Genomic DNA, 24,812 nt, shown 5'->3' with positions numbered 1-24,812 from the left:
CCGCCGATGGCGCTGGCCGTGGCAGCCAAATGGCTGTCGCGCTACAGCCGCGCGCCCATGCCTTCGTCCAAGGTGACCGACTCGGAAAGCGGGACCGCAGGCGATGGGGACCGCAACGCCGCACGCTGGATCGCCTGACCCGCCCGCACGCGCGCCTGCGCGTCGGCCGCGAGGATGTCGTCCAGGTTCTCGTGCGCGGACGAGGGCGCGTGCTGAAGGCAGTCTTCCACCACGTGCGCAATGTCGGTGTAGCGCAGGCGCCCGTTCAGGAAGGCATCGACCGCCACTTCGTTCGCCGCATTGAGCGTCACACTGGCCGCGCACCCCTCGCGCAGCACCTCCAGCGCCAGCCGCAGGCAGGGAAAGCGTTTCAGCTCGGGCGCGGCGAAGCTCAGGTGGGCGAGCTGCAGGAAGTCCAGCGGCGCCACGCCCGAGTCGATGCGCTCGGGCCAGGCCAGCGCGTGCGCGATCGGCGTGCGCATGTCGGGGCGGCCCAGCTGCGCCAGCACCGACTGGTCGGCATAGGCCACCATCGAATGGATCACGCTCTGCGGGTGGATCACCACCTCGATGCGCTCGGGCGGCATCGCGAACAGCCAGCGGGCCTCGATGGTCTCGAGGCCCTTGTTCATCATCGTCGCGGAGTCGACCGAGATCTTGCGGCCCATGCGCCAGGTCGGGTGCGCGCAGGCCTCGTCGGGCGTGACGCGGTCCAGCGCCTCCAGCGGGCGGTGCAGGAACGGCCCGCCCGACGCGGTGAGCACCAGCCGCTGCACGCCTACGCAGCCGGCCGGTGCGCCCGCCAGGCACTGGAAGATCGCGTTGTGCTCGCTGTCCAGCGGCAGCAGCGTGGCGCCGTGCGCGGCCACCGCGCGCATGAACAGCGCGCCGGACATCACGAGCGCCTCCTTGTTCGCCAGCAGGATCTTCTTGCCCGCGCGCGCCGCCGCCAGCGACGACAGCAACCCCGCCGCACCGACGATGGCCGCAACCACCGTGTCGCAACCCGCCGACTGCGCCACTTCGCACAGCGCCTGCGGGCCGTGCATGACCTCGGTGCGCAGGCCGGCTGTACGCAGCCGGGCCTGCAACTGCATGGCGTCTCGCGCATCGCCGACCACCGCGACCTCGGGGCGGAAGGCGACGCAGTGCGTGAAGAGCTTGTCGAGGTTGCGGTGCGCCGTCAGCGCGTGCACCGTGAAGCGGTCGGGGTGGCGCGCCACGAGGTCGAGCGTGCTGTCGCCGATCGACCCGGTGGCACCGAGCAGGGTGAGGCGTTGCGTGGCCATGGCGATGCCTTCAGACGGCAGCGATCGGCACGACGCGCTCGCGCGACGACGGCTTCATCCACGCACCGAGCCGCTCGCGCGCTTCGGCGTCGGCGCCGTAGCGCGCGGCCACGTAGGTCTCGACCAGCCGCGTGAAGTCGTCGGCGATGTGCTCGCCCTTGAGCGTCAGCGCGCGTTCGCCGTCGATGTACACCGGCGCCACGGGCTGCTCGCCCGAGCCCGGCAGCGAGATGCCCAGGTGCGCGAGGCGGCTCTCGCCGGGGCCGTTGACCACGCAGCCCATCACGGCCACGTGCATGTCTTCCACGCCCGGGAAGCGCACGCGCCAGGCCGGCGCCTGCGCGTGCAGCCAGCCTTCGATCTGGCTGGCCAGCGACTGGAAGAAGGTGCTCGTGGTGCGCCCGCAGCCGGGGCAGGCGGTCACGCTGGGCGTGAAGGCGCGCAGGCCCATCGACTGCAGGATCTGCTGCGCCACCAGCACCTCGCGCGTGCGGTCGCCGTTCGGCTCGGGCGTGAGCGACACGCGGATGGTGTCGCCGATGCCCTGCTGCAACAGCACGCCCATCGCGGTGGCCGAGGCGACGATGCCCTTGGAGCCCATGCCCGCCTCGGTCAGGCCCAGGTGCAGCGGGTAGTCGCAGCGCGCGGCGAGTTCGCGGTACACGGCGATCAGGTCCTGCCCCTGGCTCACCTTGGCCGACAGCACGATGCGATCGGGCGGCAGGCCCACGTCTTCGGCGCGCGCGGCGTTCTCCAGCGCCGAGACGATGAGCGCCTGGCGCATCACCTCGTCCGCCGGCTGCGGCTGCGCCGCCTGCGCGTTCGCGTCCATCAGGCGCGCCAGCAGCGCGGGGTCGAGGCTGCCCCAGTTCACGCCGATGCGCACCGGCTTGCCGTGGCGGCAGGCGATCTCGATGAGCTGGCAGAACTGCGCGTCGCGCTTGTCGCCCCGGCCCACGTTGCCGGGGTTGATGCGGTACTTGGCCAGCGCCTGCGCGCAGTCGGGGTGCTGCGCGAGCAGGCGGTGGCCGTTGAAGTGGAAGTCGCCCACCAGCGGCACGTGCACCTGCTGGCGCGCGAGCGCGTCGCGGATCGGCGCCACCTGCGCGGCGGCCTCTTCGTTGTTGACCGTGAGGCGCACCAGTTCGGCCCCCGCGCGCGCGAGCGCCGCCACCTGCGCCACGGTGGCGGCCGCGTCGGCGGTGTCGGTGTTGGTCATGGCCTGCACGGCCACGGGCGCGTCGCCGCCGATGCGCACGGTGCCCACGCGCACCTGCCGCGAGCCGCGGCGTGCGACAGGCGGTTTCATGGCACGGCCACTTCCGTTGCGAGTTCCGCCGGCAGCCGGAACACCACGTGCTCCTCGCGCCCGGGCAGCGTCAGCAGTTCCACCTCGGCCAGCCGGCGCAGCGCGGCGACCACGTCCTGCACCATGGTCTCGGGCGCCGAGGCGCCGGCGGTGACGCCCACCGCGCCGGCGTCGCGCACCCAGTCGGGCTTGAGCTCGCTGCCCTGCGCGATGAGGTAGCTGCGCACGCCGGCCTGCGCCGCGATCTCGCGCAGGCGCTGCGAGTTGGAGCTGTTCTGCGCGCCGACCACCAGCACCACGTCGACCTGCTGGCTCAGTTCGCGCACCGCCGTCTGCCGGTTCTGCGTGGCGTAGCAGATGTCGCGCGTGTCGGGCCCGACGATCTGCGGAAAGCGCCGCTGCAGCGCATCGATGATGCCGCGCGTGTCGTCCACCGACAGCGTGGTCTGCGTGATGTAGGCCAGCGGCGTGTCGGCATCGAGCACCAGCGCGTCCACGTCGGCCTCGGTCTGCACCAGCGTGACCGACGCGGGAATCTGCCCCAGCGTGCCGGTCACCTCGGGGTGCCCGGCGTGGCCGATGAGGATCAGCGCGTAGCCCTTGGCGGCATAGCGGCGCCCCTGCTCGTGCACCTTGGTGACGAGCGGGCAGGTGGCGTCGATCGCGCGCAGGCCGCGCGCGCGGGCCTCGACCTCCACCGCGTGGCTCACGCCGTGCGCGCTGAAGATCGCCACCGCGTCCGCGGGCACTTCGGCCAGCTCCTCGACGAAGACCGCGCCCTGCGCCTTCAGGTCGTCGACGACGTGTTTGTTGTGCACGATCTCGTGGCGCACGTAGATGGGCGTGCCGTGGCGCCGCAGTGCGTGTTCGACCGTGTCGATGGCCCGCACGACGCCGGCGCAGAAGCCTCGGGGCTGGGCAAGGATGACGCGCATGGTGGGAACTCCTGGTGGGGGTGGCTCAGCGTCCCGCAGACATGCGCAGGACATGGTTGGCCTGCGCGTCGTCGCCGGAGGTGGGCGGGTAGAACTGCGCCGACCAGCGCCGGAAGGCGGTGAAGGAGCGCTCCCCCGCCATGAGCTTGGGATGCGGCAGGCGGGTGCGGGCGTCCCAGATCGGGAAGTCGCCGCCCACCACCGAGATCAGCCAGCGGTGCGCCAGCGGATTGAGCACCTGGTAGGCGAGCTTGCGCAGCGGGGCCGGCCAGCGATCGAAGCGCGCGACGCTGGGGTTGTCGCTCCAGCGGAAGGTCCACTTCATGGGCGCGACGGGTGTCGCGAAGGCCAGGGTCACGACCTGCACGCCGAGGTCCGGCAACGCGTTCTCCCCGCGGGTGAAGCCGAGGCCGAAGTTGGTCAGGCGCGAGTGGAAACGCTGCCCCTTCCAGCGGGCGGTGATCGTGACGATGAGCTTGTGCCCGTCCACCTCGTGCGACAGCGCGGTCTCGGTGAACCCGTGCACCCATCCGAAGTGGGTCAGGTCCATGCTGTTCTCGACCATCGAGTCGAAGTAGCCTTCGAGCGCGTGGCTGCCGTACCGGGGATTGATGCGGTCGCTGAGGTCCATTTCCGGAATGTCCCAGTCGGGCGGCCGGTCCTCGCTGTGTCGCCACACCATGATCGCGCCGTTCATCTCCTTCATGTAGCGCCCCGTCAGCGCCGCGTTCGGCGGGGTCTGGCCCGTGCAGGCGCGCACGCAGCCGCCATCGGGGCCGAAGCTCAGGCCGTGGAACGGGCAGACCAGGTTCTCGCCGTCGACCTTCCCGCCGTGGCCCAGGTGCGCCCCCAGGTGCGGGCAGTACGGATCGATGGCACGGGCCAGGCCCGACTGCGTGCGGTAGATCACCAGGTCCTGTCCCGCGAACGGCACGATGCGCACCGCGCCCGGCTTGACCTCGTGGCTGAAGCACACGGCGAACCAGCCGTTGGCATACGGGTGCGGGGGGCGTGTCTCTCCCGTGGTGCTGCGCATGGGCCGCGGCGGCGTGCGAACCTCCACGACGCGCGCGTGGCGTTCGTCGGCAGCGGGCGAGGCGCTGTTCACGCCCAGCGGTTCCCTCATGAAATGGGTCGACGGTTCAGGCATGTCGGGGCTCCTGGGGCGGGGGCATTCGCAGGTGGGGCTCAGTGCGCGCGCTGGACCACCAGGTCGGCCAGCTGGCCGAGCCGCGCGGCGCGCTCACCGAAGGGCGCGAGCGCCGCATGGGCGCGCGCGTTCAGCGTGCGGGCCAGCGTGCGCGAGGCGTCGAGGCCGAGCATCGACACGCAGGTCGCCTTGTCGTCGTACGCGTCCTTGCCCGCGGTCTTGCCGAGCGTGGCCGTGTCGGCGGTCGCGTCGAGGATGTCGTCGACCACCTGGAAGGCCAGGCCGACGGCGCTGCTGTAGTCGTCGAGCGCGCGGTACAGCGCGGCGTTGGCCGGCACGTCGGCCGCGCCGCACAGCGCCCCCATGCGCACGGCCGCGCGGATCAGCGCACCGGTCTTCATGCGATGCATCTGCTCGAGCGCGGGCTGGCTCAAGGACCGGCCTGCGCTCTGCAGGTCGATGGCCTGGCCGCCCACGAGCTGGCGCGAGCCGGCCGCCTGCGCCAGCTCGCGCACCAGCGCGATGCGGCGCTCGGCCGGCAGCGGCAGTTCGCTCAGCGTGAAGAAGGCCTGGGCCTGCAGCGCATCGCCCACGAGGATGGCGGTGGCCTCGTCATACGCCACGTGCACGGTCGGCTTGCCGCGGCGCAGGTCGTCGTCGTCCATCGCGGGCAGGTCGTCGTGCACCAACGAGTAGACGTGGACCATCTCGATCGCGGCGCCCGTGGCGTCGAGCGCGTCGGGCGGTGCGTCCGCGAGGGCGCCCGCCGCCTGGCACAGCAGCGGGCGGATGCGCTTGCCGCCGCCGAGCGCGGCGTAGCGCAGCGCTTCGTGCAGGTGCGTGGGCAGGGTGTCGGCCGGCGGCAGGCCGGCGGCGAGGGCGTGCTCGGTGCGGCGGACCGCGTCGTGCATCCAGGTGTCGAAGGGGGCGGCGGGTCCGCCCTGCGGCACCGGGGCCTCGCGGACGTCGCACGGCAGCAGGGCTTCAAGTGGCATGGTGGTCTCCCGCATGCAGTGCGCCAGGGTCGTCCACCAGGCCGCCTGGATAGAACCGGGACGCCCAGCGCCGGTGGACGATGAGGGTCTTGTCGCCCGCGGTCAGCCGGGGGTGCTTGATGAAACTCTTGGCATTCCATATCGGAAAGTCCGGCTCGATGAACCACCGCATCCATCGGCTGGCGATCGGCGTGAGCACGGCGTAGATCGCGCTCCTTACCATCCGCGGCGCGCGGCCAAGCCGCACGATGCGCAGCCGGTCCGCGATCGCCAGCTTCCATTTCAGCGGTGCGATCTGCGTGAAGAAGACCTGCGTCTGCAGCCGCACGCCCAGGTCGGGCATCTCGAACGAGCCCATCACATAGCCGACGCCGTAGTTCATGAATTCGCCACGGATGTGCAGCCCTTTCCAGCGGGCCGACAGCGAGATCTCGAACCGGCAGTCCTCCGCCCGGTGGGACATGGTCATGTCCGAGAGCCCGTGGAGCCAGCCGAAATGAACCATGTCGGCGCCGTTCTCCACCGCATCGTGCGCGTAGCCGTCCAGCGTCTTGCGGATGTAGCAGGCGGAAGAAAAGTCGCCGAGGTCGTGGTGCGACACGTCCCACTGGGGAGGGCGCCCCGCATGGTCGACCCACACCAGGACGGCACCGTCGATTTCTCGGGCGTGGCGCGCGGTCAGCGCGGCGCGCGGCGGCCGCTCGCCATGCCCGGTGCGCACGCAGCCGCCGTCCGGCCCGTAGGCCAGCCCGTGCAGCGGACACACCAGGTTCTCGCCGTCGACCTTGCCGCCGTGGCCCAGGTGAGCGCCCAGGTGCGGGCAGTACGGCTCGACGACACGGGCGAGCCCGGCGTGCGTGCGGTACAGGACGAGCTCCTGCCCCATGAACGGAACCGTCAGCACCTGCCCGCGCGCGAGCTCGCTGGAGAAGCACCCCAGGAACCAGCCCTCGGCATAGGGCAGCGGGCGGCGTGTTTCACCCACGATGCTGCGAAATTGCTGCAGGCCGATGGTGTGCGCGGCCGGGCCGCAGCTTGCCGCGGCGGGCGTCGCAAGGTCGCCCGCTTCCTGGAAGGACGCATCGATCACGCGCGGCATCGTGGGTGGGTTCATGGGAGCGCTCCCGCACGGGCGCGTTCACCCTGGCCTGAGACGTGCTGGGCCGGCGTGCCCCGGCGGGCTTCCTGGGCCGCGGGGTCGTGCGTCCACCACCAGGCGATGCACGGGATGGCGGAGGCGGTGGATGCCGCCTTCGGTGCAGGGGCGCCCTCCGGCCCCGCTTCGTCGGGCACGCCGTCCTGCACGTAGCGCTCGGAGCCGTGGCACCAGTCGAACGTGGCCTTGACGATGCGGCCCAGGCTTTGCACGTGGCGTTGCAGCGCGGGCGAGGTGCCGGCGGCGATGAGTTCGCCGCGCAGGCCCAGGAAGAGCTGCATGATCTCCATGTACATGGCGACGGCCCGTGCACCCGCCGCCGCGGGCGAGCATTGGGACCCGTGCTGGATCACGCTGATCAGGTTGTGCCCGCCCTGCTCGCGCGCCACCTCCTTCTCGTACGACACGATGTCGGCGCTCCAGGTGGCCAGCGTGAGCGCCATTTCCGCGAGCGCCCTGACGCGGCGATCCTCCAGGAGGTCGGTGGGCACCGCATAGCCTTCGGCGATCGCGGCCAGCGTGGGAAAGGCCAGGCCGCCCCCGCTGTACAGGCGCAGCAGCCCGTACTGGTTCAGCGAGGGGACATGGCCCGAGGCCACGTTGCCCGCCTTCCAGACCTCGGCAAAGAACCATCCCCGCATGGCGGCCAGCCACTGGGCCATCTGGTCGGCGGTGGCGTGCGCGTCCAGGCGGCGGCGGATGTCGCACATGGCGGCGGCATAGCGGTCGTCGACCTGCGCGCTGTCTTCCGGCGTCTCGATCGCCCGGTGGATCATCGCCAGCACGCCGGCCAGCCGGCCGGGTTGCCGGCTCAGCGGACCTTCGTCGCAGTACTCGTCGTCGAACGAGACGTTCCAGATGAAGAAGTCCGACAGGATCTGCAAGGTCTGCGGCGTGGCGTCGGGCACGATGCGGGCCGCGAGTTCGCCGCAGCCGGAGCGGGCCATGCGCTCGCGTTCGGTGTCGTTCAGGCACAGGGAGAAGCGCCGCATCCAGGCGACCGACTGCGCATCCGCGTGCGCCGCCCCGGGATGAATGGCGCTGGGAATGGGGCACTCGAAATACGGCAGCTTCATGGCGCGGTCTCTACGACACGTAGACAGAGCCGACCGGTGCCTGCTGCGGGGCGCCCGCGCCCTCCATCTTGTCGGTGCCCGCCAGGCTCACGTCCACATGCCGCATGGGCAGCCCGTTCCAGATGTGCCCGTGCCCGCCGTAGCGCGGCGATTCGATGTGCCACTGCAGCGTGCCCACCACCATCAGGAGGTAGGTGTCCAGGTACAGGTGCAGGCGCGCGCCCAGCGGGTGATTGGCATAGCGCTCGTGCAGCCGGGCGATCAGGCCGGCCAGCTCCGCGTACATCTCTTCCATCATGTCGCAGACGGCGCTGATGGCCTGCTGCGCATCGAGGCCGCGGGTGTTGCGCATGATGAGGACCGAGCTCAGCGTGTCCTCGGTGGAGTAGTACTCGACGGCATAGGAATACACGTCGTTCGTGAACGCGCAGTGCCAGCTGACGAGGTCCACCGCGCGCTTCATGTCGGGGTCTTCGATCAGGTCGGACACGTCGATGTCCAGCACGTATTCCATGGCGGCGATGTAAGGCTGCATGCCGCTGGACATCAGGCGCACCTTGAGGAAGCTCTCCATGTCTTCGTTGGCCCAGTTGTCGCGAAATTCCTTCTCGACCTTGAGGTGGTGCATCCAGCGGGTCCATCGGCCGCGCAGGCGCTGGTACACCGCGTCGCTGGGCGCATGCTGGCGGATGGTCTGCCAGAGCCCTTCCATGACGCGCGCGTCGTGGGCGTCGGGGTCTTCGGCGATGATCTTTGCGCACTGCTCGGGGTCGCTGGTCGTCAGGTCGTCGCACTGGAAGATCAACGTCAGGATGCTCGCGTGGTGCGCGACCCGCTCCGGAATGCCGTCCGGGAACACGCTGGCGTCGTAGAGAGAATCCATGCGTTCGATCGCGCCATGCAGGCTGCCCGGCTCCGGCTTGCCGTAGTTCTCGTACAGCCATTGCGCATGCAGCCGCTTGATGTACGGGTAGCTCGTGTTGATGCGCGGCCGGATGGCTTTCAACATCTCGGGGATCACGAATTTCGGGGGTGGCTCCAGCGCCGCGGGCGTGGTGCTTTCGAGAACGGCATTCATGCATCTGCTCCTGTGAAATGGATCGAAGTGCGTGGGGATGTCGGTGTGGCGCAGGGTCAGGCGGCGCGCGCGTCGGCCGCCGCGATGTCGTCCAGCGTCGGAGCCGCCGCGATGGTCACTTCGCCGGAAACGAAGCGCTGGTCCGAGAGGTGGTAGCGCCGCGTGATGACGCACCACTCCGCGTTGCCCGAGCTGATGTATGCCAGCTCGCGCACGTAGGCGCGCACGTCGGGGCGCTGCCCAAGGGGGCCGGCGAGCACCGCGTCGCGCGACCGGATCAGCGCCTGCTCGTTGCGCGCGCACAGCGCGGCCAGGCGGTAGACCGCCTGCTGCAGGTCCAGGCCTTCCTCGCGCATCAGCACCCACATGGCGTTGAGCGAATCCCTCGCCGGCACCTCCTTGCGGAACGAGAAGAAGTCGTTCACCAGGATCACCGCGTCCATGGCCGCGGTGCGGACCGCGCGCAGCGATGCGTCTTCGGCCAGCGCATCGGTCATGTCCACGTCCAGGGCGTACTCGGTCAGCATGGTCAGGTACTCGCCGAACGCGTTGTCGCGGCGCAGGTCCATGTAGCCATCCAGCGTCAGCGTGTCCATCTGGTAGGCCAGCGGATCGGCCATGCGCACCAGCTGGCTGCGGATGCCGGCCTTCATGCGTTCCCAGACGCGGGGCTTTGGCGCCAGCTGCGCCTGGATGGGTGGCAGCGTGTCGAACAGGAGCCGGGGCAGCGGCGCACTGGCAGGCGGCAGGATGCCTTCCAGGGCATCGAGGTAGTGGCGCAGGAGTTCGTCGCGCGGGCGCTGGTCGGCGCTCAGCTCCAGGGGCGTGAAGGCATCGTCCATCAGGGTGCCGGCATTCATCATGCGCATCACCGAATAGATCCGGTCCGGCTTCGCATGCGGGTAGCACAGGCCGCCGTAGGCCGGCACGCGCTGCCCGAGGTAGGCGGCCGTGGCCTTCTCGCTGCGAAAGTGCGCCAGCACATAGGGCCGGTCGTCCACCGCCAGCCGCGCCTCGATGGCGTCGTTCTGCGGGTGCCAGATGGGCTTGAGCGTGAGGCCCGGGTCGGGAAGGTGGACCTTGCTGCCCAGTTCGGGCATGCGGGCCAGGGTTTGGGCGAACGGGGTCGGTTCGGGCATGCTCAGGTCCGCCGCGCAATGAAGCTGAACGACGAGGCCTTGTCCTTGGCCAGCGCGTCCGAGAAGCTCACCGCGATGTCGCGCAGCTCGGTGAACGTGGCGGTCTTGCTGGTCGGGTGGTGGGCGTCCAGGTTGTCCTTGACCAGCCCGTACCAGCGGATCACCTCCGCGTTCGACGGCAGTACGCGCTGGTCGAGCACCGCGAAGCCGTGGCGCTCGAGCACCTGCTTCACGCCGTCGGGCGTCTTGCGGTAGCCCGACGCGGCGCGGTCGACCTTGTCGGGGATGTGCGATTTGTAGGTCGCCAGGTCCACCTTGTAGAGGCTCTCCGAAATGATGACCGTGCCGCCCGTGCGCATGCGCGCCGACAGGGAGGCCATGGCCTGCTCCAGCACCTCGGGCGTGAAGTGGATCAGGCTGCCGCGCAGGATGGCCAGGTCGTAAGGCACCTGCGGCTCGGGCAGCTCGCCGATGTCCTTGGCGTTGCATTGGTACAGCCGCACGCGGTCGGCCAGGCCTTCGTGCGCGATGAGTTCGCGCGCGCATTCCAGTTGCGGGCGGCTCACGTTCACGCCGTCGATGCGCGCGCACTGCGGGTAGCGCTGCGCGATGAACTTCAGCACCGGGCCCCAGCCGCAGCCGATGTCGATCGCGCGGCGCACGGTGGCCGGCGAGAGGTCGGCGCCGGCCTGCTCGGCGAGCTCGAACTGGTGCTCCATGTGGCGCCGGCCGGAGGCGTCGAGCGGGAGGTCGTGCGGGTCCATCTTCTCGTCGAACACGCCGTACTGGTACCAGAGCTCGTTGCCGATCGCCTTGCGCCACTGGTCGGGCGTGTCGGCATAGACCTGCTCGATCTTGTCCTGGTAGTGGTCGAGGCTGCGGCTGTGGATGACGTCGATGCCGACGGCTTGCGCGGATGCTTGCATGGTGTGGGCGCTCCTTGTGGGGGAAATTCAGAGGCGTCGCGCGATGACGCTGTAGGTCGAGAACTTGTCCTTGATCAGCGCGACCGAGAGGCTGACCGCCATGACGCGCAGCTCTTCCAGCGGCGGCGGGATGGTGTCGGGCGTGAAGTTCTTCTCGATGTTTTCCTTCACGTCGGTGAACCAGCGCGCCACGTCGATGTTGCGCGGGAGCACGCGCATGTCTTCGACGATGAAGCCGCTCTCCTCGAGCACGCGGCGGAAGTAGGCCGGTGTCTTGCGGTGCTTGCAGGCGAGGCGGTCGACCTCGTCCTCGATGTCGGAGCGGTAGTTGTCCAGCGGGATGTTGTAGAGGTTGTCGGAGATGACGACCTTGGCCCCCGGGCGCATGCGCGCGGCGACCTGCTTCATCGAGCGTTCGTACAGGTCGTTGGGAAAGTGCGAGATGACGCCGCGGATCGTCACCAGGTCGTAGGGCGTGTCGGGGTTGGGCAGCAGGGCGACGTCCTGCGCATCGCACAGGTACAGGTTCACGCGGTCGCTCAGGTGCTGCTGGGCGTGGTAGCGGGCGCAGTGCGCCAGCTGCGTCTCGCTGATGTTGATGCCGTCGAGCTGGCGGCACTGCGGAAAGTGCTCCGCGAGGTAGCGCAGGCCGAAGCCCCAGCCGCAGCCCACGTCGAGGATGCGGCGGATGGGGAAGGGCGGGGGCTTGTCCAGGCCCGCGATCTCCATCTGCTGGTCGAAGTAGCGCAGGCCCGACTCGTTGAGCGAGATCGGCGGCACCGAGCGCGGGTCGTCGTAGACGCCGAACTGGAACATCAGGTCCTCGCCGATGGCCTTGCGCCAGTCCTCGGGGTCGTCCTGGTAGGTGTACTCGACCTTGGCGTGGTACGGGTTGGCCTCGGCACCCCGGATCACTTGAAGCGAAGGCGGGGCGGGCGCGTCGATGCGGCGTGCGGTGGCTGTGCTCATCGGGTTCTCCTGTGGCTGGCGGTCACGGTGGGTTTCAGGAAACGAGGCTCATGCGAGCCGTGCGGAACGCGGGGGCGTTGGCATCGAAGAACGCCTGGATCGACTGCACCAGCCCGTCGGCATCCAGGCCGTGGGCGGCGAGCAATCGGGCGCAGTCGCCGTGCTCGACGAACTGGTCGGGCAGGCCCAGCTGCAGCGACGGAATCAGCACGCCCTGCGCGGCCAGCGATTCGAGGCAGGCGGCGCCGGCGCCGCCCATCACGCAGCCTTCCTCGACGGTGACGAGCACGTCGTGCGTCTCGGCGAGCGAGAGCACCAGGTCGGCGTCAAGCGGCTTCACGAAACGCATGTTGGCGACCGTGGCGTCGAGCCGCTCGGCGGCGGCCAGGCTGGGCGCGACCATGGTGCCGAAGGCCAGGATGGCGATGCGCGCGCCCATGGGCTGCGTCGATTCGCGCCGCACCTGGCCGCGGCCGATGCGCAGCGGCTGCAGCGCGCGCACGGGCAGCGCGCCGGGCCCGCCGCCGCGCGGGTAGCGCACGGCGGCCGGGCCGTCGTGGCGCAGGGCGGTGTGCAGCATCTGGCGGCACTCGTCCTCGTCGGATGCGGCCATCACGACCATGTTCGGAATGCAGCGCAGGTAGGCGACGTCGAAGGCGCCCATGTGCGTCGCGCCGTCGGCGCCGACGATGCCGGCGCGGTCGACCGCGAGCACGACCGGCAGGTTCTGCAGCGCCACGTCGTGGATCAGCTGGTCGTAAGCGCGCTGCAGGAAGGTCGAGTAGATGGCGACCACCGGCCGCATCCCCGCCGCCGCGAGGCCCGCGGCGAAGGTCACGGCGTGCTGCTCGGCGATGCCGACGTCGAAATAGCGCTCGGGAAAGCGGCGCTCGAAGTCCATCAGCGCCGAGCCCTCGCGCATGGCCGGCGTGATGGCGACCACGCGCGCATCGGCCTCGGCCTCGTCGCAGAGCCAGTCGCTGAAGACCTGGGCGTAGGTCGGCTTGGCGGGGGCGGCGGCCGGGGCGGTCTTGATGCCGGCGGCGGGGTCGAACTTGCCGGGGCCGTGGTACAGGACCGGGTCCTGCTCGGCCGGGCGGTAGCCGTGGCCCTTCTGCGTGACGATGTGCAGCAGCTGCGGGCCCGGCTGCGCCTGCAGCTTCTGCAGGGCCGGGATCAGCGCGCCCAGGTCGTGGCCGTCGATGGGGCCGGTGTAGTGGAAGCCGAACTGCTCGAACAGGGTGGCGGGCGACAGGCCGAGCTCCGAGGGCTCGCAGGGGGCCAGTGCCGGGCGCATGGCGCGCAATCTTTGCCGGCTGGCTTCATTGGCGCTGGCATAGGCGCGCTCTGAAATCAATCCGCCCAGATAAAGGCGCAGCATGCCGACGGGGGGCGAAATCGACATGTCGTTGTCGTTCAATATCACCAACAAACGGCCGCAGGCCTGCGTATTGTTCATGGCCTCGAAAGCCATGCCGGCGCTCAAGGCCCCGTCGCCGATCACCGCAATGGCGTGGTCGGTCGAATTGGAGATGCGCGCGGCCTGTGCAAATCCCAGGGCGGCGGAAATGGAGGTGATGGAATGCGCGGTGCCGAAATGATCGTGTTCGGATTCGGTGCGCCTCGGAAATCCAGAAATACCGCCGAATTGGCGCAAGGTGGGCATGGCCTGGCGCCGGCCGGTCAGGATCTTGTGGGCGTAGCTCTGGTGGCCGACATCCCAGACGATGCGGTCGCGCGGGGTGTCGAACACGTAGTGCAGGGCGACCGTCAGCTCGACCGTGCCGAGGTTGGAGGCGAAGTGGCCGCCTGTGCGGGACACGCTGTCGACGATGAAGGCGCGCAATTCATCCGCAAGGCCCGGCAATTGCGCAACGCCGAGCTGGCGCAGCGAATGGGGCGAATCGATGGCTTCGAGCAGGGCATGCATTCCGGTTTCTCCGTGAGATGGAAACGCGCGGGCCGTGGCGACTGAATTCTTCGTGCGATGAGGTTTTAATTAATTTTTGGCAAAACAATGCCTTGGAAATTGACGGTTCAATTTCCTTGTCAAAGCCTCCGAGGGTTCTTGAAATCGCGTCGGCTCTGGTTTTTTAATTCCAGGCCGGGCGAAATAAGGAGGTCAGCGTAGGGGATGAATTTGGCAGGCGCAAGCGAATGCCGCCGCAAATTTTTTGATACCCCGGGTTATTTCCCCCGAAGGTCTTAATCAGTTTTTTGGATGGCGCGGCAGGCGCGCACGACCGTCGCCGCGGCCGTCGGGAAACGGCTGCGGGGGCGAGGTCGATGGGGTCGGGACAGAGGGGTGTGCGCCGACGCCCGCGCGTGGCGGGCGGTCGGGCAGGGGGCGTCAGACGCCGGCGGCGTGCGCCTGCTGGTCGGCGTGGTAGCTGGAGCGCACCATGGCGCCCACGGCCGCGTGGCTGAAGCCCATCTTGTAGGCCTCTTCCTCGAACATCTTGAAGGTGTCGGGGTGCACGTAGCGGCGCACCGGCAGGTGCGAGCCCGACGGCGACAGGTACTGGCCGATGGTCAGCATGTCGATGTCGTGGGCGCGCATGTCGCGCATCACCTGCAGGATCTCTTCGTCGGTTTCGCCCAGGCCGACCATGATGCCGCTCTTGGTCGGCACGTTCGGGTGCAGCGCCTTGAACTTCTTCAAGAGGTTCAGGCTGAACTGGTAGTCGCTGCCGGGGCGCGCTTCCTTGTACAGGCGCGGCGCGGTTTCCAGGTTGTGGTTCATCACGTCCGGCGGCGCGGCCTTGAGGATTTCCAGCGCGCGGTCGTCGCGGCCGCGGAAGTCGGGCACCAGGATTTCGATCTGCGTCATCGGCGAGAGCTCGCGGATGTTGGCGATGCAATCGACGAAATGCTGGCTGCCGCCGTCGCGCAGGTCGTCGCGGTCGACGCTGGTGATCACCACGTACTTCAGGCGCAGCTTGGCGATGGTCTTGGCCAAGTTGAGCGGCTCATCCTTGTCCAGCGGGTCGGGGCGGCCATGGCCCACGTCGCAGAACGGGCAGCGGCGCGTGCACTTGTCGCCCATGATCATGAAGGTGGCCGTGCCGTTGCCGAAGCATTCGCCGATGTTCGGGCACGAGGCTTCTTCGCAGACCGTGTGCAGGTTGCTTTCGCGCAGGATCTGCTTGATCTCGTAGAAGCGCGTGGTCGGGCTGCCGGCCTTGACGCGGATCCACTCGGGCTTCTTGAGCACTTCGCCGGTCTGCACCACCTTGACGGGGATGCGCGACAGCTTGGCCGCGGCCTTCTGCTTGGCCAGGGGGTTGTAGTTTTCGGCGCTCTGGGCGTCGCGGACGACTTCGGTGGTGCTCATTGGATTGCTACGGTGCCAGGAAGGTGATGAGCTTCTGGCCCAGCACGCCGGCAGCTTCTTCCCATGTGGTTTGGACGCCGATTGTAGAAAGGTCGACCGTTTTCAGCCCCGCGTAGCCGCAAGGGTTGATGCGAGAGAAGGGTTCGAGGTCCATCGCGACATTGAGCGACACACCGTGGTAAGTGGCGTGGCGGCTCACCTTGATGCCCAGCGCGGCGATCTTGCCCAGGCCCCGGAACGGGTCGGCGCCGGGCATCGGGCCGGTGAGTGCGGCATGCGAGAACGGGTCGTCCAGGCGCACGTAGATGCCCGGGGCGCCCGGCACGCGATGGCCGGTCACGCCGAAATGGGCGAGCGTGCGCAGCACCGATTCCTCGATGCGGTAGACGTATTCCTTGACGTAGTAGCCCGCGCGCCGCAGGTCGATGAGCGGATAGGCCACCACCTGGCCGGGGCCGTGGAAGGTGACCTGCCCGCCCCGGTCGGTCTGCACGACGGGGATCGGGCCGGGGGCCAGGATGTGGTCGGTCTTGCCCGCCAGCCCTTGAGTGAACACGGGGTCGTGCTCGCAAATCCATAGCGCGTCGGGGCTCTCGGGCGTACGCTCCTGGGTGAAGCGCTGCATCGCCGCATAGGTGGCGAGGTAGTCGGCCCGGCCGAGCGACTGCGCTTCGATGGTCAAAGAACGACCTTGACCGACGGGTGCGACGACAGGGCGCGGTACAGGTCGTCGAGCTGCTCGCGGCTGGTGGCGGTGACGGTGATGGTCACGCCCAGGTAGTTGCCGGCCTTGCTGTCGCGCAGCTCGACGGTGGTGGCGTCGAAGGCCGGGTCGAAGCGCTCGGCGATCTGCGTGATGGCGTGCACCAGGCCGTCGGTCTTGGCGCCCATCACCTTGATCGGGAACTGCGAGGGGTACTCGATCAGCGATTCCTTGCGCGGGTCGGGGATCGGGGCGGTGGTGTCGTCGGTCGGGGGCGTGGTGTTGTCGGTCATGCAAGGGCTCCTGGCTTCTCAGCGTTGCGTTGCTTGGCCTGTTGGTAGGCGGCATACAAGCTCTGGTAGATGGGGCCGGGACGGCCATTGCCAATGGTCTGGCCATCGAGTGTGATGACGGGCAACACTTCCTTGGTGGCCGAGGACAGCAGCAGCTCGTCGGCGCCGAACACTTCGTCACGCGACACGCGGCGCAGCGCGAAGGGAATGCCGCTATCCCGGCACAGGCGCTCGAGCAGGCCATAGCGGATGCCGGTCAGCACGAGGTTGTCCTTGGGCGGGCCGATGAGTGTGCCGTCCTTCACGATCCACACATTGCTCGACGACGCCTCGCTGAGCCAGTCGCCGCGGAACATCACGGTTTCGGTCGCGCCGGCCTCGACGCTGATCTGCCGCGCGAGCACGGCGCCCAGCAGGCTGGTGCTCTTGATGTGGGCCTTCTGCCAGCGGAAGTCGTCGGCGGTGACGCAGGCCACGCCCTTGGCGCGCACCGCATCGGCCACCGGCGGCAGGGGGTTCACCATCGCGAACACCGTGGGGCGCAGGCCGCGCACCATGGCGTGGTCACGGGGTGCGACGCCGCGCGAAACCTGGAAGTACACGGCCTGCGGTGCTTGGCCCAGCGGCGCGGCAAGCTGCGTTGCAATGGCGCGCCATTCGTCGCGGGTGTAGGGGTTGTCGATCTGCAACTCAGCCAGCGAACGCTCGAGGCGCGCGATGTGCTCGTCGAAGCAGAAGGGCGCTCCGAAGTAGACGGGGATCACTTCGTAGATGCCATCGCCGAAGATGAAGCCGCGGTCGAGGACGCTGATCTTCGCGTCGCGCAGGGGGGTGAATTCGCCGTTGAGAAAGCACGGCGTGTCGGGCAGTGCCGAGGTGATGTCTTGCATCCGCAAATTATGGGCGGACGCCACACTCGGTGCAGAACTGTCGACGAAGTGTCACGTTATGTCGGGACCCCGCTAGGTTTTACTTATAATCAATGGCTTTGTAAAATTCTCCGGGGACAAACACGGGGTGCATTCGAATGACAACCAACGCCCCTGTCCCTGAGGTTGACGCCGAAGAATCAGATTTCAAGCCACTCACGGCCGAAGAGGCCCAGAAGTTGCGCGAGCAAAACCCCGAGCTGTCACCCTGGTGGGTGATCGCAGCCCAAGTGGCTGCAGGTGTGGTGGTAGCTTGCCTGGCGTGGATCTGGACGGCGCGATCCGAGGCTGCAATCTCGGCGTTTTACGGAGCCATGACAGTAGCGATCCCCGCGGCCTTGTTTGTCCGCGGTGTCCGGCGCAAACCGGGCATGCCGTCGCAGGCTGTCATGTTGAGGTTTTTTGTGTGGGAGATGATCAAGATCGCGCTGACCGTTGCCTTGCTGGCTGCGGCGCCGTGGCTGATCGGGGGGCTCGTCTGGCTGGCCATGGTGGCTGGCGTGGTGGTCGCCATGAAGATGTACTGGGTGGCACTGTTGGTGCGGCCCAAATTTTTGAACCGGATTTGACTGTTTTGGAAGAGAGACGCTGAAAGATGGCCGCCGAAGGACACGCCCCGACCGCGAGTGAATACATCGTTCACCACCTCCAGCACTGGCAAGTCGACTGGAGCCTCAAGCCCGTCGTTCAATCCGCCATTGTTGACTTCAACGTCATCAACCTTGACTCGGTGCTCTACGCGCTGATCATTGGCGCATTGGGTTGCTTCGTGCTGTGGCTGGCTGCCCGCAAGGCAACGCCCGGCGTGCCCGGCCGTTTCCAGGCGGCGGTCGAAATCCTGGTTGAGATGGTCGACAACCAGGCCAAGGCCAACATTCACAACGCCGCGAGCCGCAAGTTCATTGCGCCGCTGGCACTCACCGTGTTCGTCTGGATCTTCCTGCTGAACGCGATGGACATGCTGCCGGTCGACCTGCTGCCGGCCATCTGGACCCAGGTCTACTCGGCCCTGGGCCACGATCCGCACCACGCCTACATGCGTGCCGTGCCGACCGCCGACCTCTCGACCACGCTCGGTCTTTCGACTTCCGTGCTGCTCCTGTGCCTCTTCTACAGCGTCAAGGTCAAGGGCCTGGGCGGCTGGGGCCATGAGCTGATCACCGCGCCCTTCGGTGCCCACCCTCTGCTGTGGCCCATCAACCTGCTGATGCAGGTCATCGAGTACCTGGCCAAGACGGTCTCGCACGGCATGCGGTTGTTCGGCAACATGTATGCAGGCGAGCTCGTCTTCATGCTCATCGCCCTCATGGGCGGTGCCATGGCGGCCTCGTTCTCCGGTGTGTTGCTGCCCATCGGGCACATCATTGCCGGCACTGTCTGGGCGATCTTCCACATCCTGGTGATCACGCTGCAGGCTTTCATCTTCATGATGCTGACCCTGATCTATCTGGGCCAGGCGCATGAGGCGCATTGAGTTTCCCTTTTTCTTTTCGTTTGCTTTAAATCTGTTCTAAGGAGTCATCATGGAAAACATTCTCGGTCTCGTCGCTCTCGCTTGTGGTCTGATCGTCGGTCTCGGCGCCATCGGTGCTTCCATCGGCATCGCGCTGATGGGTGGCAAGTTCCTGGAATCGTCGGCCCGTCAACCTGAGCTCATGAACGACCTGCAGACCAAGATGTTCATCTTGGCTGGTCTGATCGACGCGGCTTTCCTGATCGGCGTGGCCATCGCCCTGCTGTTCGCCTTCGCCAACCCGTTCGCCGCGACCCTGCTGGCCAACCTGCCCAAGTAAGCCGGTTCAACGCCACTCCAGAAAGGTGTTGCCGTGAGTATCAACGCGACCCTGTTCGTTCAGGCCATCGTCTTCTTGCTGCTGGTGCTGTTCACGATGAAATTCGTGTGGCCGCCCATCGCGAAGGCTTTGGATGAACGCGCACAAAAGATCGCTGCGGGCCTGGCGGCCGCCGAGAAGGCCAAGGCTGAACTCGCTTCCGCCAACCAGCGCGTCGAGCAGGAACTGGTTCAGTCTCGCAACGAGACCACCAGCCGCCTGGCCGATGCCGAGCGCCGCGCCCAGCAGATCATCGAAGAGGCCAAGGGCCGTGCAACGGTGGAGGCCAACAAGATCGTGGCCGACGCGCACGCCGAAGCCGAACAGCAGTCCGTGCGTGCCCGTGAAGCCCTGCGTGAGCAGGTCGCTGCACTGGCCGTCAAGGGTGCCGAGCAGATTCTCCGCAAGGAAGTCAATGCCGGTGTCCACGCCGACCTGCTCCAGCGCCTGAAGACCGAGCTCTGAGGACGATATGGCCGAACTTGCGACCATTGCCCGCCCCTACGCGGACGCGCTCTTCGAGGCTACTTCGAGCGACCTCGAAGGCACGGCCGGCTGGATCGGCCAGCTGGCCGCTCTCGCTGCCGATCCCCAGCTCCTGCAGTTCGCTGCCGACCCGAAGGTGTCGCCGGAACAGGTCTTCGACCTGATCTCCGGTCTGCTGCCGCAAGCCTTGCCGGACGCCGGCAAGAACTTCCTGCGCACGGTGATCGACAACGGCCGGCTCGCTGCATTGCCCGAAGTCGCGGCTCAGTACCGCGAGCTCAAGAACGCCAAGGGCGGCACGTCCGACGCGGTGATCTACAGCGCCTTCCCGATCGACGCGGCGAGTCTCGCCGAGGTCGCCGTCGCGCTGCAACGCCGTTTCGGTCGCACGCTGAACACGCGTGTGGAATCCGATCCTTCGCTGATCGGCGGCATCCGTGTGGTGGTGGGGGACGAAGTCCTCGACACCTCCGTCAAGGCGCGTCTCGAACAAATGAAAGCAGCGCTCACCGCCTGAGGCGGCGAGCCGCGGTTGGCCCTATTTATTGAAAGAAGGAAAGAGTCATGCAACTCAATCCCGCAGAAATTTCCGAACTGATCAAGAGCCGTATCGAAGGCCTTGGCGTCAGCGCCGACATCCGCAACCAGGGCACCGTGGTCTCGGTGACCGACGGCATCGTGCGCGTGCACGGCCTGTCGGATGCGATGCAAGGCGAAATGCTCGAGTTCCCGCCCACGGCTGACGGCACGCCGTCGTTCGGCCTGGCGCTGAACCTCGAGCGCGACTCGGTCGGCGCCGTGATTCTGGGCGAGTACGAGCACATCTCCGAAGGCGACACCGTGAAGTGCACGGGCCGCATCCTGGAAGTGCCCGTGGGCCCCGAGCTCATCGGCCGCGTGGTGAATGCACTGGGCCAGCCGATCGACGGCAAGGGTCCGATCAACGCCAAGATGACCGACGTGATCGAAAAGGTCGCTCCCGGCGTGATCGCACGGAAGTCCGTCGACCAGCCGATGCAGACCGGCCTGAAGTCGATCGACTCGATGGTGCCCGTCGGCCGTGGCCAGCGCGAGCTGATCATCGGCGACCGCCAGACCGGCAAGACCGCCGTGGCGATCGACGCGATCATCAACCAGAAGGGTCAGAACATGACCTGCGTCTACGTTGCGATCGGCCAGAAGGCTTCGTCGATCAAGAACGTGGTGCGCTCGCTGGAACAAGCCGGCGCGATGGACTACACCATCGTCGTGGCTGCTTCGGCCTCCGAATCGGCTGCCATGCAGTACGTGTCGGCCTACTCGGGCTGCACGATGGGCGAGTACTTCCGCGACCGCGGCCAGGACGCCCTGATCGTCTATGACGACCTGTCCAAGCAGGCCGTGGCCTACCGTCAGGTGTCGCTGCTGCTGCGCCGCCCGCCAGGCCGCGAAGCCTACCCCGGCGACGTGTTCTATCTCCACAGCCGTCTGCTCGAGCGCGCAGCCCGCGTGAACGCCGATTACGTCGAAGCCTTCACCAAGGGTGAAGTCAAGGGCAAGACCGGTTCGCTGACCGCACTGCCGATCATCGAAACGCAAGCCGGCGACGTGTCCGCCTTCGTTCCGACCAACGTGATCTCGATCACCGACGGCCAGATCTTCCTGGAAACCAGCCTGTTCAACGCCGGCATCCGCCCCGCCATCAACGCCGGTATCTCGGTGTCGCGCGTGGGTTCGTCGGCGCAGACCAACCTGATCAAGAACCAGTCGGGCGGTATCCGTACCGACCTGGCCCAGTACCGTGAACTGGCCGCGTTCGCGCAGTTCGCTTCCGACCTCGACGAAGCGACCCGCAAGCAACTCGACCGCGGTGCGCGCGTGACGGAACTGCTCAAGCAGACCCAGTACAGCCCGCTGCCGATTTCGCTGATGAATGCCACGCTGTTCGCAGTGAACAAGGGCTTCATGGACGACATCGAAGTCAAGAAGGTGCTCCCGTTCGAACACGGCTTCCACCAGCTCCTGAAGACCAGCCATGCTGCGCTGCTCGAGACCATGGAAAAGAACGGTGCCAAGTGGGATGCCAAGCCCGCCAAGCCGGACGACAGCGCAGAAAAGCAGGCCTTCAAGAAGGTGTGCCAGGACGCCGAAGCCGAACTGCTGGCCGCAGCCACCTCGTTCAAGAAGTCGTTCGCCTGAGCGACCTTTTGACCGACGCAAGAAGGAGCTCATATGGCAGCTGGTAAGGAAATCCGCGGCAAGATCAAATCGGTGGAGAACACCAAGAAGATCACCAAGGCCATGGAAATGGTCTCGGTTTCCAAGATGCGCAAGGCGCAAGAGCGCATGCGTGCCGCACGCCCCTACAGCGAGAAGATCCGCAACATTGCGGCGAACCTTGGCAAGGCGAATCCCGAGTACACGCACGCCTTCATGAAGAAGAACGACGCCAAGGCGATCGGCTTCATCATCGTGACGAGCGACAAGGGCCTGTGCGGTGGCTTGAACACCAACCTGCTGCGCGCCGTGACGACCAAGCTGCGCGAAGCGCAGGCCGCTGGCGTGGCCATCGAGTCGGTCGCCATCGGCAGCAAGGGCCTCGGCTTCCTGAACCGCATCGGCGCCCGCGTGGTGGCACACGTCACCCACTTGGGTGACACGCCGCATCTGGACAAGCTCATCGGTCCGGTCAAGACGCTGCTCGACGCTTACGCGGAAGGCAAGCTCTCGGCCGTGTACCTGTGCTACACGAAGTTCATCAACACGATCAAGCAGGAGCCGCTCGTCGAGCAGCTGCTGCCGCTGGCCGCTGACTCGCTGCAAGTCGAGGAAGGCCAGCATTCGTGGGATTACATCTACGAGCCCGATGCGCAAAGCGTGATCGACGAGCTGCTGGTTCGCTATGTGGAGTCGCTGGTCTACCAGGGCGTGGCAGAGAACATGGCGTCCGAGCATTCGGCGCGGATGGTGGCCATGAAGGCTGCCACCGACAACGCAGGCAACGTGATCAGCGAGCTGAAGCTGGTCTACAACAAGACCCGCCAGGCCGGCATCACCAAGGAGCTCTCGGAAATCGTTTCGGGCGCTGCGGCGGCCGCCGGTGTCTGAGCCCTTCGGACCTCAACAGATTTAAATTTTTATCGGAGCAGACATGGCTCAAGCAGAAGCAGTTCAAGGCAAGATCGTTCAGTGTATTGGCGCTGTGGTCGACGTGGAATTCCCGCGCGACAAGATGCCCAAGATCTACGACGCCCTCAAGTTCGAAGGCAGCGCACTGACGCTCGAAGTCCAGCAGCAGCTCGGCGACGGCGTGGTCCGCACGATTGCGCTGGGTTCTTCCGACGGCCTGCGCCGCGGCCTGATCGTGACCAACACGCAAGCCCCCATCACCGTGCCCGTGGGCAAGGCGACGCTGGGCCGCATCATGGACGTGCTGGGCGCGCCCATCGACGAGCGCGGTCCGGTCGACCAGACGCTGACCGCCTCCATCCACCGCAAGGCTCCCGCGTACGACGAACTGTCGCCGTCGCAAGACCTGCTGGAAACTGGCATCAAGGTGATCGACCTGGTGTGCCCGTTCGCCAAGGGCGGCAAGGTGGGCCTGTTCGGTGGTGCCGGCGTGGGCAAGACCGTGAACATGATGGAACTCATCAACAACATCGCCAAGGCCCACTCGGGTCTGTCGGTGTTCGCCGGTGTGGGTGAACGTACCCGTGAAGGCAACGACTTCTATCACGAGATGGCCGACTCCGGCGTCGTGAACCTCGAGAAGCTCGAAGACTCCAAGGTCGCCATGGTCTACGGCCAGATGAACGAGCCCCCGGGCAACCGTCTGCGCGTGGCCCTGACCGGCCTGACCATCGCCGAGTCGTTCCGCGACGAAGGCCGTGACGTGCTGTTCTTCGTGGACAACATCTACCGCTACACGCTGGCCGGTACCGAAGTGTCGGCACTGCTGGGCCGCATGCCTTCCGCCGTGGGCTACCAGCCGACGCTGGCCGAGGAAATGGGCCGTCTGCAAGAGCGGATCACGTCGACCAAGGTCGGCTCGATCACCTCGATCCAGGCCGTGTACGTCCCTGCCGACGACTTGACCGACCCGTCGCCTGCCACGACCTTCGCCCACCTGGACTCGACCGTGGTGCTGTCGCGTGACATCGCTTCGCTGGGTATCTACCCCGCCGTGGACCCGCTGGACTCGACCTCGCGCCAGCTCGACCCGAACGTGGTCGGCGAAGAGCACTACAACGTGGCCCGCGCCGTGCAAGGCACGCTGCAGCGCTACAAGGAACTGCGCGACATCATCGCGATTCTGGGCATGGACGAACTGGCGCCCGACGACAAGCTCGCCGTGGCCCGCGCCCGCAAGATCCAGCGTTTCCTGTCGCAGCCGTTCCACGTGGCCGAAGTGTTCACGGGTTCGCCGGGCAAGTACGTGCCGCTGTCGGAAACCATCCGCGGCTTCAAGATGATCGTGAACGGCGAAGCCGACCACCTGCCGGAACAAGCGTTCTACATGGTCGGCACCATCGACGAAGCGTTCGAAAAAGCCAAGAAGGTCGCCTAAGGCGGCATAGGAACTCAGATGGCCAACACCATTCACGTCGACGTGGTCAGCGCGGAAGAGTCGATCTTCTCGGGCGAAGCCACGTTCGTCGCGCTGCCCGGTGAAGCCGGTGAGCTCGGCATCTATCCGCGTCACACGCCACTGATCACGCGCATCCGCCCGGGTGCCGTGCGCATCGAAACGGCCGATGGCGGCGAAGAGTTCGTCTTCGTGGCCGGCGGCATTCTCGAAGTGCAGCCCGACGCCGTCACCGTGCTGTCCGACACCGCGATCCGCGGCAAGGACCTCGACGACGAGAAGGCCAACCATGCCAAGGCGGCCGCCGAGGAAGCGCTGAAGAACGCGAAGAGCGACATCGACATCGCGATGGCGCAGTCGGAACTGGCCGTGATGGCTGCGCAGATCGCTGCGCTGCGCAAGTACCGCCAGAAGAAGTAAATCAACGCCTCTGCCTTCGGGCAGACGCAACGAGAAGCCGCCTCCGGGCGGCTTTTTTTTCGTCCGTCCAGTCCAGGTTGCGGGCAAGTTTGATTTGAAATAGGTCGAAGTTAAGCCTTGCCCGGCTGAAGGTGCCCTCCTAGTATTCGCCTTCGCCCGGCGGCCGATCACCCGATCGTTCGACCGGCGCCTTTCCAAAAAGAGCGGAGACAAACGCGTGGCACCCTGG

25 protein-coding genes are annotated in these 24,812 nt (G+C 67.1%); 9 read left to right on the top strand and 16 right to left on the bottom strand.

Annotated features, from left to right (window positions below):
* Positions 1 to 41 precede the first annotated feature (41 nt).
* The 16 genes from ispC to AC07Q9_RS29065 all read right to left on the bottom strand — a co-directional run bounded on the left by ispC (position 42) and on the right by AC07Q9_RS29065 (position 17,242).
* Positions 42 to 1,289, bottom strand: a complete 1,248-nt coding sequence (gene ispC / locus AC07Q9_RS29140) for a 1-deoxy-D-xylulose-5-phosphate reductoisomerase (protein ID WP_495312687.1) — start codon at positions 1,287 to 1,289, stop codon at positions 42 to 44.
* Positions 1,290 to 1,299: 10 nt separating this feature from the next.
* Positions 1,300 to 2,598 (bottom strand): flavodoxin-dependent (E)-4-hydroxy-3-methylbut-2-enyl-diphosphate synthase, encoded by a 1,299-nt coding sequence (gene ispG / locus AC07Q9_RS29135; protein WP_495312686.1) that lies wholly within the window; start codon positions 2,596 to 2,598, stop codon positions 1,300 to 1,302.
* Positions 2,595 to 3,533, bottom strand: a complete 939-nt coding sequence (gene ispH / locus AC07Q9_RS29130) for a 4-hydroxy-3-methylbut-2-enyl diphosphate reductase (protein ID WP_495312685.1) — start codon at positions 3,531 to 3,533, stop codon at positions 2,595 to 2,597. Before ispH ends, ispG begins: the two co-directional genes overlap by 4 nt.
* A gap of 25 nt (positions 3,534 to 3,558) precedes the next feature.
* Entirely contained in the window at positions 3,559 to 4,683 is a 1,125-nt protein-coding gene (locus AC07Q9_RS29125) for a Rieske 2Fe-2S domain-containing protein (RefSeq protein WP_495312684.1), read from the bottom strand.
* A gap of 38 nt (positions 4,684 to 4,721) precedes the next feature.
* Complete coding sequence (locus tag AC07Q9_RS29120) at positions 4,722 to 5,594, bottom strand: polyprenyl synthetase family protein (protein WP_495312720.1); 873 nt, start codon at positions 5,592 to 5,594, stop codon at positions 4,722 to 4,724.
* 73 nt (positions 5,595 to 5,667) lie between these two features.
* Positions 5,668 to 6,792, bottom strand: coding sequence for a Rieske 2Fe-2S domain-containing protein (locus AC07Q9_RS29115; RefSeq protein WP_495312683.1), 1,125 nt, complete (start codon positions 6,790 to 6,792; stop codon positions 5,668 to 5,670).
* Positions 6,789 to 7,910, bottom strand: a complete 1,122-nt coding sequence (locus AC07Q9_RS29110) for a terpene synthase family protein (RefSeq protein WP_495312682.1) — start codon at positions 7,908 to 7,910, stop codon at positions 6,789 to 6,791. Before AC07Q9_RS29110 ends, AC07Q9_RS29115 begins: the two co-directional genes overlap by 4 nt.
* Before the next feature lie 10 nt (positions 7,911 to 7,920).
* Positions 7,921 to 8,988 (bottom strand): terpene synthase family protein, encoded by a 1,068-nt coding sequence (locus AC07Q9_RS29105; protein WP_495312681.1) that lies wholly within the window; start codon positions 8,986 to 8,988, stop codon positions 7,921 to 7,923.
* Positions 8,989 to 9,044: 56 nt separating this feature from the next.
* Entirely contained in the window at positions 9,045 to 10,127 is a 1,083-nt protein-coding gene (locus AC07Q9_RS29100) for a terpene synthase family protein (RefSeq protein WP_495312680.1), read from the bottom strand.
* Positions 10,128 to 10,129: 2 nt separating this feature from the next.
* Positions 10,130 to 11,053, bottom strand: coding sequence for an SAM-dependent methyltransferase (locus tag AC07Q9_RS29095; RefSeq protein ID WP_369631537.1), 924 nt, complete (start codon positions 11,051 to 11,053; stop codon positions 10,130 to 10,132).
* A 27-nt stretch (positions 11,054 to 11,080) separates the two neighbouring features.
* A complete protein-coding gene (locus AC07Q9_RS29090) occupies positions 11,081 to 12,022 on the bottom strand; it encodes an SAM-dependent methyltransferase (RefSeq protein ID WP_495312679.1) in 942 nt (313 codons plus the stop codon).
* A 34-nt stretch (positions 12,023 to 12,056) separates the two neighbouring features.
* A complete protein-coding gene (gene dxs / locus AC07Q9_RS29085) occupies positions 12,057 to 13,952 on the bottom strand; it encodes a 1-deoxy-D-xylulose-5-phosphate synthase (protein WP_495312678.1) in 1,896 nt (631 codons plus the stop codon).
* Positions 13,953 to 14,372: 420 nt separating this feature from the next.
* A complete protein-coding gene (gene lipA, locus AC07Q9_RS29080; protein ID WP_095747013.1) occupies positions 14,373 to 15,356 on the bottom strand; it encodes a lipoyl synthase in 984 nt (327 codons plus the stop codon).
* Between the two features lie 7 nt (positions 15,357 to 15,363).
* A complete protein-coding gene (gene lipB / locus AC07Q9_RS29075; RefSeq protein ID WP_101493840.1) occupies positions 15,364 to 16,038 on the bottom strand; it encodes a lipoyl(octanoyl) transferase LipB in 675 nt (224 codons plus the stop codon).
* Positions 16,035 to 16,352: a YbeD family protein gene (locus AC07Q9_RS29070; RefSeq protein WP_489062048.1), complete on the bottom strand. Its 318-nt coding sequence runs from the start codon at positions 16,350 to 16,352 to the stop codon at positions 16,035 to 16,037. The genes lipB and AC07Q9_RS29070 overlap by 4 nt, the downstream gene beginning before the upstream one ends.
* A complete protein-coding gene (locus AC07Q9_RS29065) occupies positions 16,349 to 17,242 on the bottom strand; it encodes a D-amino acid aminotransferase (protein WP_495312677.1) in 894 nt (297 codons plus the stop codon). Before AC07Q9_RS29065 ends, AC07Q9_RS29070 begins: the two co-directional genes overlap by 4 nt.
* A gap of 137 nt (positions 17,243 to 17,379) precedes the next feature.
* Between AC07Q9_RS29065 and AC07Q9_RS29060 the strand changes: the two genes are divergently transcribed.
* The 9 genes from AC07Q9_RS29060 to AC07Q9_RS29020 are packed head-to-tail and all read left to right on the top strand — an operon-like array spanning position 17,380 to position 24,583.
* Positions 17,380 to 17,850 (top strand): ATP synthase subunit I, encoded by a 471-nt coding sequence (locus AC07Q9_RS29060; RefSeq protein WP_056576477.1) that lies wholly within the window; start codon positions 17,380 to 17,382, stop codon positions 17,848 to 17,850.
* Between the two features lie 26 nt (positions 17,851 to 17,876).
* Positions 17,877 to 18,755, top strand: coding sequence for a F0F1 ATP synthase subunit A (atpB, locus tag AC07Q9_RS29055; RefSeq protein WP_489062052.1), 879 nt, complete (start codon positions 17,877 to 17,879; stop codon positions 18,753 to 18,755).
* A 49-nt stretch (positions 18,756 to 18,804) separates the two neighbouring features.
* Positions 18,805 to 19,074 carry a F0F1 ATP synthase subunit C gene (gene atpE, locus AC07Q9_RS29050; protein WP_056576471.1) on the top strand — a complete coding sequence of 90 codons (270 nt, stop codon included), beginning with the start codon at positions 18,805 to 18,807 and terminating at the stop codon, positions 19,072 to 19,074.
* Between the two features lie 33 nt (positions 19,075 to 19,107).
* A complete protein-coding gene (locus AC07Q9_RS29045; RefSeq protein WP_062480176.1) occupies positions 19,108 to 19,578 on the top strand; it encodes a F0F1 ATP synthase subunit B in 471 nt (156 codons plus the stop codon).
* A gap of 7 nt (positions 19,579 to 19,585) precedes the next feature.
* Positions 19,586 to 20,116: a F0F1 ATP synthase subunit delta gene (locus AC07Q9_RS29040; RefSeq protein WP_095950109.1), complete on the top strand. Its 531-nt coding sequence runs from the start codon at positions 19,586 to 19,588 to the stop codon at positions 20,114 to 20,116.
* Positions 20,117 to 20,163: 47 nt separating this feature from the next.
* Positions 20,164 to 21,777 (top strand): F0F1 ATP synthase subunit alpha, encoded by a 1,614-nt coding sequence (gene atpA / locus AC07Q9_RS29035; protein ID WP_095747008.1) that lies wholly within the window; start codon positions 20,164 to 20,166, stop codon positions 21,775 to 21,777.
* A 33-nt stretch (positions 21,778 to 21,810) separates the two neighbouring features.
* Positions 21,811 to 22,686: a F0F1 ATP synthase subunit gamma gene (atpG, locus tag AC07Q9_RS29030; protein ID WP_489062055.1), complete on the top strand. Its 876-nt coding sequence runs from the start codon at positions 21,811 to 21,813 to the stop codon at positions 22,684 to 22,686.
* 43 nt (positions 22,687 to 22,729) lie between these two features.
* Positions 22,730 to 24,145 carry a F0F1 ATP synthase subunit beta gene (gene atpD / locus AC07Q9_RS29025; protein WP_062480184.1) on the top strand — a complete coding sequence of 472 codons (1,416 nt, stop codon included), beginning with the start codon at positions 22,730 to 22,732 and terminating at the stop codon, positions 24,143 to 24,145.
* Between the two features lie 18 nt (positions 24,146 to 24,163).
* Positions 24,164 to 24,583 carry a F0F1 ATP synthase subunit epsilon gene (locus AC07Q9_RS29020; RefSeq protein WP_489062057.1) on the top strand — a complete coding sequence of 140 codons (420 nt, stop codon included), beginning with the start codon at positions 24,164 to 24,166 and terminating at the stop codon, positions 24,581 to 24,583.
* The last annotated feature ends 229 nt before the right edge of the window (positions 24,584 to 24,812 follow it).

The sequence above is a fragment of the Variovorax sp. GW821-FHT09A10 genome, from assembly GCF_059418385.1.
Note: the sequence above shows the minus strand (reverse complement) of the source record. Positions and strands in the feature narration are given on the sequence as shown.